Annotated in this window: 14 protein-coding genes; 12 read left to right on the plus strand and 2 right to left on the minus strand. The window is 64.9% G+C overall.

Features of this window, described 5'->3' with window-relative positions; genetic code table 11:
* Nucleotides 1-130: 130 nt before the first annotated feature.
* Nucleotides 131-1,597 carry a flagellar basal body P-ring formation chaperone FlgA gene (gene flgA / locus B9Z01_RS11970; RefSeq protein WP_085483135.1) on the minus strand — a complete coding sequence of 489 codons (1,467 nt, stop codon included), beginning with the start codon at nt 1,595-1,597 and terminating at the stop codon, nt 131-133.
* 220 nt (nt 1,598-1,817) lie between these two features.
* Between flgA and flgB the strand changes: the two genes are divergently transcribed.
* The 12 genes from flgB to flgL all read left to right on the plus strand — a co-directional run bounded on the left by flgB (nt 1,818) and on the right by flgL (nt 14,267).
* Entirely contained in the window at nt 1,818-2,315 is a 498-nt protein-coding gene (gene flgB / locus B9Z01_RS11975; RefSeq protein ID WP_085483137.1) for a flagellar basal body rod protein FlgB, read from the plus strand.
* Nucleotides 2,316-2,393: 78 nt separating this feature from the next.
* A complete protein-coding gene (flgC, locus tag B9Z01_RS11980) occupies nt 2,394-2,819 on the plus strand; it encodes a flagellar basal body rod protein FlgC (RefSeq protein WP_085483139.1) in 426 nt (141 codons plus the stop codon).
* A 10-nt stretch (nt 2,820-2,829) separates the two neighbouring features.
* Nucleotides 2,830-3,558, plus strand: a complete 729-nt coding sequence (locus B9Z01_RS11985) for a flagellar hook assembly protein FlgD (protein ID WP_085483141.1) — start codon at nt 2,830-2,832, stop codon at nt 3,556-3,558.
* Between the two features lie 43 nt (nt 3,559-3,601).
* Nucleotides 3,602-5,113, plus strand: a complete 1,512-nt coding sequence (locus B9Z01_RS11990) for a flagellar hook protein FlgE (protein ID WP_085483143.1) — start codon at nt 3,602-3,604, stop codon at nt 5,111-5,113.
* 17 nt (nt 5,114-5,130) lie between these two features.
* Nucleotides 5,131-5,889, plus strand: coding sequence for a flagellar basal-body rod protein FlgF (gene flgF, locus B9Z01_RS11995; RefSeq protein WP_085483145.1), 759 nt, complete (start codon nt 5,131-5,133; stop codon nt 5,887-5,889).
* A 39-nt stretch (nt 5,890-5,928) separates the two neighbouring features.
* Complete coding sequence (flgG, locus tag B9Z01_RS12000; protein WP_085483147.1) at nt 5,929-6,717, plus strand: flagellar basal-body rod protein FlgG; 789 nt, start codon at nt 5,929-5,931, stop codon at nt 6,715-6,717.
* 29 nt (nt 6,718-6,746) lie between these two features.
* Nucleotides 6,747-7,445, plus strand: a complete 699-nt coding sequence (gene flgH, locus B9Z01_RS12005; RefSeq protein WP_085483149.1) for a flagellar basal body L-ring protein FlgH — start codon at nt 6,747-6,749, stop codon at nt 7,443-7,445.
* Nucleotides 7,446-7,480: 35 nt separating this feature from the next.
* Nucleotides 7,481-8,710, plus strand: a complete 1,230-nt coding sequence (locus B9Z01_RS12010) for a flagellar basal body P-ring protein FlgI (RefSeq protein WP_420814663.1) — start codon at nt 7,481-7,483, stop codon at nt 8,708-8,710.
* 12 nt (nt 8,711-8,722) lie between these two features.
* On the plus strand, nt 8,723-9,730 hold the full coding sequence (flgJ, locus tag B9Z01_RS12015) for a flagellar assembly peptidoglycan hydrolase FlgJ (RefSeq protein WP_085483153.1): 1,008 nt from the start codon (nt 8,723-8,725) through the stop codon (nt 9,728-9,730).
* Between the two features lie 328 nt (nt 9,731-10,058).
* On the plus strand, nt 10,059-10,832 hold the full coding sequence (locus B9Z01_RS12020; RefSeq protein ID WP_208625976.1) for a flagellar brake protein: 774 nt from the start codon (nt 10,059-10,061) through the stop codon (nt 10,830-10,832).
* A gap of 205 nt (nt 10,833-11,037) precedes the next feature.
* Nucleotides 11,038-13,029, plus strand: a complete 1,992-nt coding sequence (flgK, locus tag B9Z01_RS12025; protein ID WP_085483155.1) for a flagellar hook-associated protein FlgK — start codon at nt 11,038-11,040, stop codon at nt 13,027-13,029.
* A gap of 11 nt (nt 13,030-13,040) precedes the next feature.
* Nucleotides 13,041-14,267, plus strand: a complete 1,227-nt coding sequence (flgL, locus tag B9Z01_RS12030) for a flagellar hook-associated protein FlgL (protein WP_085483157.1) — start codon at nt 13,041-13,043, stop codon at nt 14,265-14,267.
* 166 nt (nt 14,268-14,433) lie between these two features.
* Here flgL and B9Z01_RS12035 read toward each other — a convergent pair whose 3' ends face one another.
* Nucleotides 14,434-14,841 (minus strand): GFA family protein, encoded by a 408-nt coding sequence (locus tag B9Z01_RS12035; RefSeq protein WP_085483159.1) that lies wholly within the window; start codon nt 14,839-14,841, stop codon nt 14,434-14,436.
* Between the last annotated feature and the right edge of the window lie 497 nt (nt 14,842-15,338).

Below are 15,338 nucleotides of genomic sequence, written 5' to 3' on the forward strand. Positions count from 1 at the left end.
TCCGGGCCTTTCCACACCGCTTTCGCTCCGTCAACTGCCCCAGCCCCATACGCCGCACCGTCTCCGCGCGGCGTTGCCGCCACTTTTCCGGTAACCGGTCCGCACGCGAAGCGCATCGTGGCGAGCCCGCTCACATCTGGATCTCGACCGTTCCACCGTCCTTGACGATGCCGGAGATGATCTGCCCGTTCGCGGTCTTCACCCGCACCTGCTGGCCCGGCGCCGCGTTGTTCATCACGCTGCCTTCGGCCGAAATCGAGAAACCGTCGCCGGCGGCCACGACCCGCACGGTCTGGCCGATCGCGACCGCCGACGCGCTCTTCAGCATGTCGCGGCGCAACGGCATGCCGCTCGCGATCCGCACGAGCGACACCGAGCCGACCGCCTGAGACGGGTCGGTGACGATCGCCTGCGGCAGGCCGGTCAGGTCGCCGTCGCGCGCGACGAGGTCGGCGGCGGTGAGCACTTCGCCCGGCGCCATCACGCGTGCGGCGAGGTAGTAGGTCGCGTGCAGCGCGATGCGCGCTTGCAGATAGATGGTCCACGGCTTCTCGCCCGCGCAGCGCACGCCGACTGTCATGCGGCCCCACAGGCGCGCGCCCGAAGGCATGAACGGCTCGAGCGACGCGCAGGCGGCGAGGCCGCGCGGAAAGGCCGGTGCGACCGTGATGTCGATCTTGCCGGGCAGACCGACCGACTGTTGCTGCAGGAACGCGAGCGCGGCGGCGTGGATCGCTTCCGGATCCTGCTGGCCGGGCAGCGGCGCGGGTTGTGCGGGTTGCGCGAGTGTCGCCGTGGCCGCGGCCGCGGCTATCCGCGAATTTCTTTGTGCGAGCGCCGTAGCCGGTTGGCGTACTGGCGCGGCCCGCATTGGCGTCGGCGTTGACGTCGGCATCTGCGTCTGCGTTTTCGCGAGCGCCGCACCGCCCACCTGCACGGCGGCCGTCGCAATCGGTTTGCCGTTCGCGCCGAATTCGGGCGGCTCGCCGCGCGACGCGAGACTGACGAAACCGCCGCCTTGCGGCGTGTTGGCGGCGACGGGCTGCGCACTGCCATTGCCCGCAGCGCTCGATGTCGGCGCCACCCTCACCGGGATCGCCGCGCGCGCGGCCGGCTCGACGTTCACGCGCGCCACACCCGACGCTCCCGCATCGGCCGGCGCAGGAATCGTCACGACGCCGTTGGCGTCCGGTTTGAAGCTGGTGCGGATCATCGCCGGCGCGGCGGCGGCTTCGTGGGCGCCTGGAATGACGATCGCGCCACTCGCGCCCGCGGCGCGCGCGAACGGATCGCTCTCCTGAGTAGCGGGTGCACGCCCGAGTGACTGCGCGGTGGCGGCAGCGAGCGACGCCGCCGACGACGCGCGCTGCGCGGGTGTCTGCATCTGCTGCACGAGATCGTTGAGCGCCGCTGGATTCTTTTCGCCGGGCCCCGCGATCACGATCGGGCCGCCTGCATCCTGCGCGTGGGTCGTGCCCGGCAACAGCACGATGCCGCCCGCGACCCACAGCGCGACGTTCATGACGAGCCGCGCGCCAAGACGCGCGAGCGGACGCGAGCCAGCACGCAGCGGCAAGGCGGAAGTGGGCTGGTCCATCGCGAGTCTCCATCGAATGCATCGGTACGCCTTGCATTCTAGTGAGCGCCCCTCTCGCGCAAACGTTGAATAGAAGCCCCCTTACCCGGTTATTCGTCCGATTGCTGCTTGCGTTCGGCTCATAAGATGCACCTCATGCAAAAAGGCCTTTCCGGCCGCCGCGCTGTCCGCAAGTTCATTGCACGCGGGAAGGCGCTGGAAACGTTCTCGGGAGATTTCCATGCTGGACAAACTCGATGCCGAATTCGCGTTCGGCCGGCAGGCGATGGATGTGCGCGCGTACCGGCAGGAACTGCTGTCGTCGAATATCGCGAATGCCGACACGCCCGGCTACAAGGCGCGCGATGTCGACTTCGCGTCGTCGCTTGCCGGCGCGCTGAAGAAGACGGGCGGCAGCACCACGGGCCAGGGCGCATCGAACGGCTCGACGCTCGCGATGACGCAGCCGGCCGGCGTAACGAGCGGCATGTCGATGACGGCGACCCAGCCCGGCCACATGAGCGGCAAGACCACGCTCACGGCGGCGGGCGGCAGCCCCGACGACTACGGCAACCTGCAATACCGGATTCCGGCGCAGCCCGCGCTCGACGGCAACACCGTCGACATCGACACCGAGCGCGTGCAGTTCGCCGACAACACGCTGCATTTCGAATCGGGCATGACGGTGGTGTCGAACCAGATCAAGACGATGCTCTCGGCGATCACGTCGGGAAGCTGATGCAGGCGGCAGCAACGAACAGAACGCTACGGGACTTAACGTGAAGCCGGTGCGAACCGGCAGGAGAGGTCAGGAAACATGCCATCCCTGATGAATATTTTTGGTGTTGCGGGCTCCGCGATGTCGGCGCAGTCGCAGCGGCTCAACGTGACGGCGTCGAACCTCGCCAACGCGGACAGCACGACGGGCCCCGACGGCCAGCCGTACAAGGCCAAGCAGGTCGTGTTCGCGGTGAACCCGTTGGGCGGCGCCCGCTCGGGCTCCGGGCAGCAGGTCGGCGGCGTGCAGGTGACGGGTGTGATCGACGATCCGTCGCCGATGAAGACCGCCTACGAACCCGGCAATCCGGCCGCCGACGCCGACGGCTACGTGACGCTGCCCAATGTCGACCCGGTGCAGGAAATGGTCAACATGATCTCGGCTTCGCGTTCGTATCAGGCCAACGTCGAAACGCTGAACACCGCCAAAACCCTGATGCTGAAAACGCTCACGATCGGAACCTGAGGAGAGAGCCTTGACCACCAACACCACGATCGGCAGCAGCGGCACGACCGTTTCGCCAACGCTGCTCGACACGATGAACGGAGCAAGCAGCACGAGCTCGACCGGTTCGACGAGCAGCACCTCGGGCACCTCAGGCACTTCCGCCACCGACCTGCAGAACACGTTCCTGCAACTGCTCGTCGCGCAGTTGCAGAACCAGGACCCGACCAATCCGATGGACAGCTCGCAGATGACCTCGCAGCTCGCGCAGATCAGCACGGTGCAGGGCATCAGCCAGCTCAACACGTCGCTTTCCTCGCTGTCGACGCAGCTCTCGGCGGGCCAGCAATCGCAGGCCGCGCTGCTGATCGGCTCGACCGTGCTCGCGCCGGGCAACTCGATCTCGGTGGCGAGCGGCAAGGCCAGCGCGTTCGGTGTCACGCTCGCCAACGACGTGAGCGATCTGCAGGTGGTCGTGAAGAACTCGGCCGGCACGATCGTCAACACGATCGATCTCGGCAAGCAGTCGGCTGGCACGATCCCGGTCGGCTGGACGCCGACCGACTCGGCGGGCAACACGCTTGCCGACGGCACCTACACGATCACCGCGGCTGGCACGATCAACGGACAGCAGGCCACGGCCACCACGCTGACCGGCGCGACCGTGCAAAGCGTCGTGATGCAGAGCAGCGGCACGGCGGGCCTCGTGCTGTCGAACGGTTCGACGGTCGGGCTGACCAGCGTCGCCGCGATCCTCTGATTCAGACCAATTCAGTTACGACTTTCCAGATACGGAGCACGTCATGGGTTATCAACAAGGTTTGAGCGGTCTGTCGGCGTCGTCGAGCGATCTCGACGTGATCGGCAACAACATCGCCAACGCCAACACGGTCGGCTTCAAGAGCGGTACCGCCGAATTCGCCGACATGTATGCCAATTCGATCGCGACCGCCGTGAACCAGCAGATCGGCATCGGCACGCAGCTCTCCGAAGTGCAGCAGCAGTTCTCGCAAGGCACGATCACCACGACCAACCAGGCGCTGAACGTGGCGATCAACGGCAACGGCTTCTTCCAGATGTCGAACAGCGGCACGCTGACCTATTCGCGCAACGGCGTGTTCCAGCTCGACAAGAACGGCTACATCACCAACGCGCAGGGGCTGCAGTTGATGGGCTACGGCGCGAATGCGGCGGGCGTCATCAACACCGCGCAGACCGTGCCGTTGCAGGTGCCGACCGCGAACATCGCGCCGTCGCCGACTACCTCGATCACGGCCGGCCTGAACCTGAACGCGCAGGACAACCTGATGCTCGGCACACCGATCGTGGCGGCCGGCACGGGCAATACCGGCTCGCTCAGCACGACCGGCGCGACGATCACCAACGCCGCCTCGGGCACCAACACCGACGACTACACGATCAACTTCACGGGCCCGGGCACCTACACGGTCACGGACAACACGCTCGGCACGACCTCGGATTCGCAAACCTTTACCGCGGGCACCGCGATCACGCTCGGCAACGGCCAGAGCATCACGTTCAGCGGCACGCCGGCGGACGGCGACAGCTACACCGTCAAGCCGAATCCGACCGCGTTCAACCAGGCGAGCTCGACGACCTACAACTACTCGACGAGCACGACGGCCTACGATTCGCTCGGCGGCTCGCAGACGGTCAACATGTATTTCGCCAAGACGGCAGCCGGCACGTGGAACGTGTACGCGGGCACCTCGACCGGCACGGCGACGCTGGTCGGCCAGGCGAACTTCAACTCGTCGGGCACGCTGATCGGCACGACCAACCCGGACGGCTCGGCGACCAAGACGCTCGGCGCATTCAACGTCTCGATTCCGACTTCCGACGGTTCCTCGACGCCGCAGAACATCGCGCTGAACCTCGGCGCCACGACGCAGTACGGCGGCAAGGACGGCGTGAACAGCCTCTCGACCGACGGCTACGCCGCGGGCCAACTGACCAGCTTCACGGTGGGCACCGACGGCACGCTGACCGGCAACTACTCGAACGGCCAGACGGCTGCGCTCGGCCAGGTCGTGCTCGCGAACTTCTCGAACCAGAACGGCCTCGTCGATCTCGGCAACAACCAGTATGGGCAGACGGCCGCCTCGGGCGTCGCGCAGATCTCGTCGCCGGGCTCGACCAACCACGGCGTGCTGCAAGGCGGCTCGGTCGAGAACTCGAACGTCGATCTGACGAGCGAGCTGGTGAACCTGATTACCGCGCAGCGCAACTATCAGGCGAACGCGCAGACGATCAAGACCCAGCAGACCGTCGACCAGACGCTGATCAACCTGTAAGGCGACCGGAACCCATCATGGATCGGCTGATCTACACCGCGATGTCGGGCAGCGCACAGGCGCTCGAACAGCAGGCGATCGTCGCGAACAACCTCGCGAACGCGTCGACCACGGGCTTTCGCGCGCAGCTCGAAACCTACCGTGCCGTGCCGATGTCGTTCGGCGACGGCAGTTCGATCAACGGCAACACCACGCGCACCTTCGTGCTGTCGTCGACGCCGGGCGCGGACTACACGCCGGGGCCGATCCAGCAGACGGGCAATCCGCTCGACGTGGCGATTCAGGGAGCGGGCTGGCTGTCGGTGCAGACCGCCGACGGCAACGAAGCCTACACGCGCGCCGGCAACCTGCACGTCGACGAAAACGGCCAGCTCGTGAACGCGACCAATCAGGTGGTGCTCGGCAACGGCGGGCCGGTGTCGGTGCCGCCGGGCGCGCAGATCACGATCGGCACGGACGGCACGGTGTCCGCGCTTACGCCGGGCGATCCGCCGACGGCCGTGGTGACGGTCGATCAACTGAAGCTCGTGAACCCGGACCCGCAGACGCTCACGCGCGGCGACGACGGCCTCTTTCGCACCGCCGACGGCAATCCCGCCGACGCCGATCCGGCCGTCACGCTCGCGCCCGCGTCGCTCGAGGGCAGCAACGTGAATCCGGTCTCCGCGATGGTCTCGATGATTACCAACGCGCGCCAGTTCCAGATGCAGACGCAGATGCTGGAAAACGCCGACAAGAACGATCAGTCCGCCAACCAGCTACTCAGCTTCAGTTAAGCGGTTGCCCGGACACGGCAACAACAAGGGAGAAGAATTGTGAATCGCTCGCTCTACATCGCCGCTACCGGCATGAATGCGCAACAGGCGCAGATGGACGTGATCTCGAACAACCTCGCGAACGTCAGCACCAACGGCTTCAAGGGCTCGCGCGCGGTGTTCGAGGACCTGCTGTACCAGACCATCCGCCAGCCCGGCGCGAACTCGACGCAGCAAACCGAACTGCCCTCCGGCATCCAGCTCGGCACAGGGGTGCAGCAGGTCGCGACCGAGCGTCTGTACACCCAGGGCAACCTGCAGCAGACCGGCAACTCGAAGGACGTCGCGATCAACGGCGCGGGCTTCTTCCAGGTGCAGATGCCCGACGGCACGACCGCCTATACGCGCGACGGCTCGTTCCAGACCAACGCGCAGGGCCAGCTCGTCACGTCGAGCGGCTACCAGGTGATTCCGGCGATCACGATTCCGACCAACGCGACCTCGATCACCATCGGCAGCGACGGCGTGGTGTCGATCACCGTGGCCGGCTCGACCAACAGCCAGCAGCTCGGCTCGATGCAGATCGCGACCTTCATCAACCCGGCCGGCCTCGACGCGAAGGGCGAGAACCTGTTCGCGGAGACCTCGTCGTCGGGTGCGCCGAACGTCTCGCAGCCGGGGCTGAACGGTGCGGGCTCGCTCAATCAGGGCTACGTCGAAGCGTCGAACGTGAACGTCGTGCAGGAACTGGTGAACATGATCCAGACCCAGCGCGCGTACGAAATCAACAGCAAGGCCGTGACAACTTCCGACCAGATGCTGCAGACCCTCAGCCAGATGCAGGTTTGAGGAGCAGGGATTCAACGAAGGTGATCACGATGTCGGACTTCACTCGCACCCCGGTTCATTCGCGCACGGCTGCGGCGCTCGTGCAGCTCACGCTGCTCGCGACGCTCGCCGGCTGCGGGCTCGTGCCCAAACAGCCGATCACGCAGCAGCCGATGAGCGCGCTGCCGCCGGTTCCGCCCCAGGCACAGGCGCCGGGCTCGATCTACAACCCGGGTTTCGCGGGCCGGCCGCTGTTCGAAGACCAGCGGCCGCGCAACGTGGGCGACATCATCACGATCGTGATCGCCGAAAACATCAACGCGACCAAGTCCTCGGGCGCGAATGCGAACCGCAACGGCAGCACGAACTTCGCCGTGCCGACCGCGGGTTTTCTCGGCGGCCTGTTCGGCAAGACCAATCTGAGCGCGAACGGCGCGAACGTGTTCTCCGGCACGGGCGGCGCGAACGCGTCGAATACGTTCAACGGCACCATCACCGTCACGGTGACGGGCGTGCAGGCGAACGGCAACCTGATCGTGAGCGGCCAGAAGCAGATGCTCATCAACCAGGGCAACGAGTTCGTGCGTTTTTCCGGCGTCGTGAATCCGAACACGATTTCGAGCCTCAACGCTGTCTATTCCACCCAGGTGGCCGACGCGAAAATCGAGTACTCCGCGAAGGGGTATATCGACGAAGCGCAGAACATGGGCTGGCTGCAGCGGTTCTTCCTCAACGTGGCGCCGTGGTGATCATGCGTACCATCTTCACTGTCCGCGCCAGGTTCATGCGCCGCCCTTCGTGCCCTGCGCTTCTCTTGCGCCCGTTGCGCTTCTTGAGCCCCTTGCGCTTCTTCAGCCCCTTGAGCCTCGCGCGCGCCGGCCGCGCGCTCGCTTTCTTCGCGCTTGCCTGCGCGGCGCTGCCCGCCGTCACGCCCGCACATGCCGAACGGCTCAAGGATCTCGCGCAGATCCAGGGCGTGCGTGACAACCCGCTGATCGGCTACGGCCTCGTGGTCGGACTCGACGGCACCGGCGACCAGACCACGCAGACGCCCTTCACGACGCAGACGCTCGCCAACATGCTGGCGAACCTCGGCATCTCGATCAACAACCAGGCGGCGGGTTCGACCAACTCGCAGTCGTCGCTGTCGAACATTCAGTTGAAGAACGTCGCCGCGGTGATGGTGACCGCGGTGCTGCCGCCATTCGCGCGCCCCGGCGAAGCGATCGACGTGACCGTGTCGTCGCTCGGCAACGCGAAGAGCCTGCGCGGCGGCACGCTGCTGCTCACGCCGCTCAAGGGCGCCGACGGCCAGGTGTACGCGCTCGGCCAGGGCAACCTGGCGGTCGGCGGCGCGGGCGCGAGCGCCAACGGCAGCAAGGTGCAGGTCAACCAGCTCGCCGCGGGCCGCATCGCGGCTGGCGCGATCGTCGAGCGTGCGGTGCCGACCGCGGTGTCGCAGTCGGGCATGATGCAGCTCGACCTCAACGACATGGACTACGACACCACGCAGCGCGTCGTCGCGGCCATCGACAACGCATTCGGCAGCGGCACCGCGATCGCGCTCGACGGCCGCACGATCCAGTTGCGCGCGCCGAACGATCCGCAGCAGCAGGTCTCGTTCATGGCGCAACTGCAGAACCTCGAGGTGCGGCCGGCCCCGGCGGCCGCGAAGGTGATTCTCAACGCGCGCACGGGCTCGATCGTGATGAACCAGATGGTCACGCTGCAGAACTGCGCGGTCGCGCACGGCAATCTGTCGGTGGTGATCAATACGCAGCCGGTCGTGAGTCAGCCCGGCGCATTCTCGAACGGCCGCACCGTGGTCGCCCAGCAATCGCAGATCCAGATGAAGCAGGACAACGGCTCGCTGAAAATGGTGAACGCCGGCGCGAACCTTGCCGAGGTCGTGAAGGCGCTCAACGCGCTCGGCGCGACGCCCGCGGATCTGATGTCGATCCTCCAGGCCATGAAGGCGGCGGGTGCGTTGCGCGCCGACCTGGAAATCATCTAAGGAAGACGCCTGATGAATTCGGATACGTCCAATACCTTCAATTCCGCGAACGACCTGACGAGCCGGTTCGCGCTCGACGTGCAGGGTTTCAGCGCACTGAGCGCGCAGGCGAAGGCCTCGCCGCAAGCCGGCATGAAGATGGCCGCGCAGCAGTTCGACGCCGTCTTCACGCAGATGATGTTGAAGAGCATGCGCGATGCGACGCCGCAGGACGGTCCGTTCGATTCGCACGACAGCGCGACCTTCACCTCGATGATGGATCAGCAGCTCTCGCAGCAACTGTCGAAGAAGGGCATCGGCGTCGCCGACGCGATGCTCAAGCAGTTGATGCGCAACCAGGGCATGCAGGTGGGCGGCGGCGCAAATGGTGCAAAGGGCGCGGACAGCCTTGCCGGCATGGCGAACGCATTCGGCGGCGGCAGCGGTGGCGACGAAGGCCAGAGCGCCGCGCTCAACGCGCTCGCGCGCGCCTACGGCAATGCCCAGTCGAACGGCCGGCTCGCGCTCGGCCGGGGCTACTCGGCCAATAGCGCGCTGACGCCGCCGTTGCACGGCGACGGCAGCTCGCCGAAGGTCGACGCGTTCGTCGACAAGCTCGCCGTCCCGGCGCAGGCCGCGAGCGCCGCGACCGGCATTCCGGCGCGCTTCATCATCGGCCAGGCCGCGCTCGAATCGGGCTGGGGCAAGAGCGAGATCAGAAAGGCCGACGGCTCGACGAGCCACAACGTGTTCGGCATCAAGGCGACGCCGGACTGGAACGGCAAGACCGTGTCGACCGTCACGACGGAATACGTGAACGGCAAGCCGCAACGCTGCGTCGAAAAATTCCGTGCGTACGACTCGTACGAGGAAGCGATGGCCGACTACGCAAGCCTGCTGAAGAACAACCCGCGTTACGCGCAGGTGATCAATTCGTCGCGCGACGTGAACGGTTTTGCGCACGGCATGCAGCGCGCCGGTTATGCGACCGACCCGCACTACGCGAAAAAGCTGCTGTCGATCATGCAGAAAATGGGCTGATCGAACATGCACGCGACGGGGCCGGGTGCGTGACAGGAGTAAAAGCGCGGACGTCACAACGCGGACCTCAAGGCGGCAACAAGAAACCGGATCGAGACAATGCAGGGAAAGAGGCGGATTGCGTTTTAACGTTTGCGGCAAATTTACGGCAAATATTTAATAAAAGTCCCTAAATTTTGGCTGGATACTGCCGCTAATGAGTTAGACCCGATACCGGAAAATTGCTGTCATTCCGGTCGAACGCGTGTGCCGCGGCTTCGCCGAAGACCGTCAGGCCGAGGCAGATTCGTTGGCACGCGCCCGCAAGAACATGCATACCGGCAAGCTCATGGATATGAACCAGTCGAACGGCCAGACCGACACACCCGGCCAGTCGCACGTCCCGCAAAACGAAAGCGTTCCCGATTTCGGCCGCCGCAATCCGCTCGAGATCGGCGTGCAGTTGCGCAATCTCGTCAATCGCGGCGATTTCCTCACCGTCGAATTTGCTGGCGGCCAGCTCGTCACGCGCCTGCTCGACGTCGACGTGCGCGAGCGCACCTTCACTTTCGATTGGGGCGCGCTCCCCGAGCAGAACCAGGGGCTGCTCGGCGCGCCGCGTTGCCAGTTCCACGCCGCGCCGGACGGCGTGCGCGTCGAGTTCGCCACCGCGACGCCGCGCGAGACGCGCTTCGAGGGACTGCCGGCGTTCGAGGCCGGTTTCCCCGAGGTGCTGTTTTACGTGCAGCGCCGCGAATACTTTCGCGTCAACGCGCCGATTCTCGATCCGTACGTCTGCTCCGGGCGCTTTCCCGGCGGTGACACGTTCCGCTTCGAGGTGCACGACCTGTCGCTGGGCGGCCTCGGCATGCGCACGACCGACGAACGCGTCGCCGAACTGCCGATGGGCACGCGCCTGATCGACTGCGAGTTGTCGCTCGGCGGGCTCGGGCGTCTGTCGCTCGATCTGCAGCTCGTGTCGCATCGCTCGTTCGCGCTGCCGAACGGCACGCAGCGCTATCAGCTCGGCTTCCGTTTCCTGACGCTGCCGGGCAGCACCGAAAACACGCTGCAGCGGCTCATCACGCAGCTCGAAATGAAGCGCCGCTCGCTGGTGCGCTAGGCAAACGCAAACACCGCGGCCGTGCGCACCGCACGGACCGCGTTTGCTTGACCCGGTGCGCAAAGGTTGCAACAACGCCGGCCAAAGGGCAGATGAAGCGCCGGATGAAGCGGAACGGCCCTCAATTTTTCGCGCGGCGGGCCGTTAAAGAGGATGTTCCAGCAACGCGGCGGTATGTCTGCGGTGCCGCTCTTCAGGAAGACGCATGTCCAGCAATCTCTTATCCATCGGCCTCAGCGGGCTCAATGCCGCCCAGTGGGGTTTGACGACGACCGGCCAGAACATCAGCAACGCGTCGACGCCCGGCTATTCGATCGAAACGCCGGTCTATTCGGAGACCGGCGGCACCTACACCGGTTCCGGCTATCTGCCGATGGGCGTGTCCACGGACACCGTGCAGCGCCAGTACAGCCAGTATCTGGCGACCCAGCTGAACAACGCGCAGTCGACGAGCAGCGCGCTCACGGCGTACAACTCGATGATCACGCAGCTCAACAACCTGGTCGGCAGCCCGACCTCGGGTATCGCGAGCGCTATCACCGGCTATTTCACGGGTCTGCAGAACGTGGCCAACAACGCGTCGAGCACCTCGACGCGGCAAACCGCGATCAGCGACGCGCAGACGCTCGCGAACCAGATCAATGCGGCGGGCGCGCAATACGACCAGTTGCGCTCGAGCGTCAACACGCAACTGAGCAACGCGGTCACGCAGATCAACACCTACACCGCGCAGATCGCCACGCTGAACACGCAGATCACTCAGGCGAGCAGCCAGGGGCAGCCGCCGAACCAGTTGCTCGACCAGCGCGACCAGGCGGTGGCGAACCTGGCACAACTGATCGGTGTGTCGGTCGTGCAGAACAACGGCAGCTATAGCGTGTTCATGTCGAACGGCCAGCCGCTCGTGTCGGCCGGCAACAGCTTCAACCTCGGCACCGCGACTTCCGCGAGCGATCCGAGCGAGCTGTCGGTCCAGTATCTCGGGCAGGCCGGCGCGAAACCGGCGCCGACGCCGCAGACGCTCGCCGACACGAACGTGTCGGGCGGCACGCTCGGCGGCCTGCTGCAATTCCGCTCGCAGACGCTCGACCCGGCCGAAGCGCAGCTCGGCGCGATCGCCACGAGTTTCGCCGCGCAGGTGAACGCGCAGAACGAACTCGGCATCACACTGAACGGCACGGCGGGCGGCGCGCTCTTCACCGTCGGCTCGCCGACCGTGTACGCGAATGCGCAGAACACTGGCAACGCGACGCTCGGTGTGTCGTTCACCGATCCGACCCAGCCCACCACGAGCGACTACACGCTCTCGTACGACGGCAGCAACTACACGCTGACCGACAACCAGACCGGCAACGTGGTCGGCACGGCGGCGGACCTCACGAACCCGATCGGCGGCCTGCAGTTCTCGGCCACCGGCACGATGAAGGCGGGCGACGCGTTCTCGATCGAGCCCACGCGCGGCGCGCTGAACGGCTTCGCGCTGACCACTACGTCGCCGTCGGCGATCGCGGCCGCGGCGCCGGTGTTGGCCTCGGCTTCGTCGTCGAACACCGGCAGCGCGACGATCACGCCGGGCACGGTCACGGCCGGCTATAGCGCGCCGACCAGCGCGTCGACGATCACCTACACGGCGGGCACCGGCCTCACCGGCTTCCCGCTGGGCTCGGTGGTGACGGTCGCCGGCACGCCGCCCGCGCAGTACACGATCAGCTCGGCGACGACCGCCGTGCCGTATTCGCCGGGCTCGGGCGCGACGCTCACGATCACGAACCCGGGCAACTCGACCGCCGCGGGCAGCATGAACAACGTGACGGTGACGATCAGCGGCACGCCCTCGGACGGCGATTCCTTCACGATCGGACCGAACACCGGCGCGGCCAACGACGGCCGCAACGCGCAGCTACTGTCGAATCTGACGACCGCGCAGACGCTGGCGGGCGGCACGTCGACGCTGACGAGCGCATACGCGACCTACGTCAACAACATCGGCAACCAGGCCACGCAGGTCCAGACCTCCGCCACCGCGCAAAGCGCGCTCGTCACGCAGATCACGTCCGCGCAGCAGTCGGTGTCCGGCGTCAACATCAATGAGGAAGCGGCGAACCTGCTTCAGTATCAGCAGCTCTACCAGGCGAACAGCAAGGTCATCCAGACCGCGCAGACGCTGTTCCAGACATTGCTTGGCATCTTCTCGTAAGGCGTCGAATCATGCGTATTTCCAGCGCGCAGTACTTCAGCATGAACGTGGAAACAATGAGCAACCAGCAGGCTCAGTTGTCCCAGATCTATCAGCAAGTCTCGAGCGGCCAGAGCCTGACCACGCCCGCGGACAATCCGCTCGGCGCGGCCCAGGCCGTGCAGCTCAGCTCGACGGCGGCGGCGCTGTCGCAGTACACGACGAACCAGAGCGCCGCGCTCGCTTCGCTGCAGGCCGAGGACTCGACGCTCAGCGGGGTGCTCAGCACGCTGCAAAGCGTCAACACGCTCGGTATCAGGGCGAGCAACGGCTCGCTGAACGACGCCGACCGCACCGCCATCGCGGCGCAATTGACGAGCCTGCGCGACCAGTTGCTGACCTACGCCAATGCGACCGACAGCGCGGGCAATTCGCTGTTCTCGGGGTTTCAGAACACCGCCCAGGCATTCACGACCGATGCAAGCGGCGCGGTCGTTTATTCGGGCGACAACGGCACGCGCACCGTGCAGGTCACCGGCAGCAACCAGGTGGCAACGGGCGACAACGGCCGTGCGGTATTCATGAGCGTCGGCTCGACCAATGCGGAGCCGATAGCGGCCGGCAATTCGGCCAACACCGGCACGGGCGTGATCGGCGCGGTGACGGTGAACGATCCGACCCAGGTGGCGAATGCGGACTCGTACCAGATTTCGTTCAGCGGCAGCGGCTCGACGCTCGCCTACACGATCACCGACACCACCACTGGCGTGGCTGGTTCGCCGCAGGCCTACACCGAGGGCTCGAACATCACGCTGGGCGGCCAGACCGTTGCGATCACGGGCACGCCGGCCGATGGCGACAACTTCACGGTCAAGCCGGCCAATCAGGCGGGCACCGATGTGTTCGCCAACCTGAACGCGATGATTTCCGCGCTTCAGCAGCCGGTGACGGGCAACACGGCGGCCATCGCGAATCTGCAGAACTCACTGAACACAGGGCTCTCCCAACTCGCCAACACGCTCGGCAACGTGACGGCGGTGCAGGCGTCGGTGGGCGGCCGCGAGCAGGAGGTGCAGGCGCTGCAAACCGTTACGCAGACCAACTCGCTGCAAACGCAAAGCAACCTGTCGGATCTGACCTCGACCGATATGGTGTCGGCGATCAGCAAATACACGTTGCAGCAGGCGGCGTTGCAGGCTTCGCAGCAGGCGTTTGTGCAGATTCAGAATATGTCGTTGTTTCAGTACATCAATAACTGATATCGGCTCGGGGCGGGTATGAAAGAAGGGGGATTCGGATTCTGCGGTTGACTTCGACTTGTGCGAGGCGGAAATCGCAGCAAGGGGCGATCGTTGATCCGAGGACGCAGAGCGGCCAGCTCCGGTCGTTCGATATTGTGACCGAACTCGTTGACAATCGACAGAATCAAAGATGCCGGGTTTCCGATGGCGGATTGCCCCAATCGTTTTGCAGGCCGTTCGCGTAGACAATCGGTGCACTCAACGCTTCGTCAACGTCAAGGTCATCGACGCACATGATGTTGATATTAATGTATGGGAATCCAGTCGCGTTTGGCATATCAATGCGATCAAATACGTGGACACCGCACCGCTTGCAGAACGGATGAAGTGCAACCGGATTTTTGCCCCGATACACCGTCAGTGCATTCTCATCGGAAAGAAGGCGGAACGCCTCTGGGCGAACCTTGACGAGCCAGAGCCGCGCTTTGCTACAGAAGGTGCAGTTGCATCTCGCTGTGCCCTGACTGAAATCGATCTGAGCTTCGAACCTCACTGATTGGCAATGGCAACCTCCTTGATATGTCCGCAGCATCGAGGGCTCCTATGGATTGAGATAGCCGCCAATTCTTTTCAGGAAATGCGGCCCTAACTTCATCACAGGCCGCATATGTGTTTAGTGCGCCCGCTATATGCGGGCGTTTTTTTAGGGAAGCGTTATGGAACCTCGTCGTGCCAACGGGGGACATGGTTTATGGAAAAGCATTAGATGCGTTCAGGCTTTCACGCACTGGTCGCTGTCCGGCATCGCGGATCAGGTGCAATACTACACGGGGACGGTGGACCGTAAAAGATTGCACCATGCGCCAGGTCTCGTCATCGAGCGTCGTCAACTACGCTGGAAGTATGTCCACGCGCTCGCCTAGGGCATCCATGAGATGGAGTTGCTACATGGCGATTTCACTACATGCGCAACACTCGTGGAACTTGAAAGGAAATACGGTTTTGATCTCGATGACATCATCGCGAGTCGAGAAATACACGCGATCAGGAGTCGGACATTCGCGGTTCCCTGAAGCTGATTGAATGGCT

It is taken from the genome of Paraburkholderia susongensis, from assembly GCF_900177725.1.
In the GTDB taxonomy this organism is placed as follows: domain Bacteria; phylum Pseudomonadota; class Gammaproteobacteria; order Burkholderiales; family Burkholderiaceae; genus Paraburkholderia; species Paraburkholderia susongensis.

What these genes read in the sequence shown, in the direction of transcription:
- flgA (WP_085483135.1), bottom strand. Translation starts at nt 1,597, where the DNA reads ATGGACCAGCCCACTTCCGCCTTGCCGCTGCGTGCTGGCTCGCGTCCG.
- flgB (WP_085483137.1), top strand. Translation starts at nt 1,818, where the DNA reads ATGCTGGACAAACTCGATGCCGAATTCGCGTTCGGCCGGCAGGCGATG.
- flgC (WP_085483139.1), top strand. Translation starts at nt 2,394, where the DNA reads ATGCCATCCCTGATGAATATTTTTGGTGTTGCGGGCTCCGCGATGTCG.
- B9Z01_RS11990 (WP_085483143.1), top strand. Translation starts at nt 3,602, where the DNA reads ATGGGTTATCAACAAGGTTTGAGCGGTCTGTCGGCGTCGTCGAGCGAT.
- flgF (WP_085483145.1), top strand. Translation starts at nt 5,131, where the DNA reads ATGGATCGGCTGATCTACACCGCGATGTCGGGCAGCGCACAGGCGCTC.
- flgH (WP_085483149.1), top strand. Translation starts at nt 6,747, where the DNA reads ATGTCGGACTTCACTCGCACCCCGGTTCATTCGCGCACGGCTGCGGCG.
- B9Z01_RS12010 (WP_420814663.1), top strand. Translation starts at nt 7,481, where the DNA reads ATGCGCCGCCCTTCGTGCCCTGCGCTTCTCTTGCGCCCGTTGCGCTTC.
- flgJ (WP_085483153.1), top strand. Translation starts at nt 8,723, where the DNA reads ATGAATTCGGATACGTCCAATACCTTCAATTCCGCGAACGACCTGACG.
- B9Z01_RS12020 (WP_208625976.1), top strand. Translation starts at nt 10,059, where the DNA reads ATGGATATGAACCAGTCGAACGGCCAGACCGACACACCCGGCCAGTCG.
- flgK (WP_085483155.1), top strand. Translation starts at nt 11,038, where the DNA reads ATGTCCAGCAATCTCTTATCCATCGGCCTCAGCGGGCTCAATGCCGCC.
- flgL (WP_085483157.1), top strand. Translation starts at nt 13,041, where the DNA reads ATGCGTATTTCCAGCGCGCAGTACTTCAGCATGAACGTGGAAACAATG.
- B9Z01_RS12035 (WP_085483159.1), bottom strand. Translation starts at nt 14,841, where the DNA reads ATGCTGCGGACATATCAAGGAGGTTGCCATTGCCAATCAGTGAGGTTC.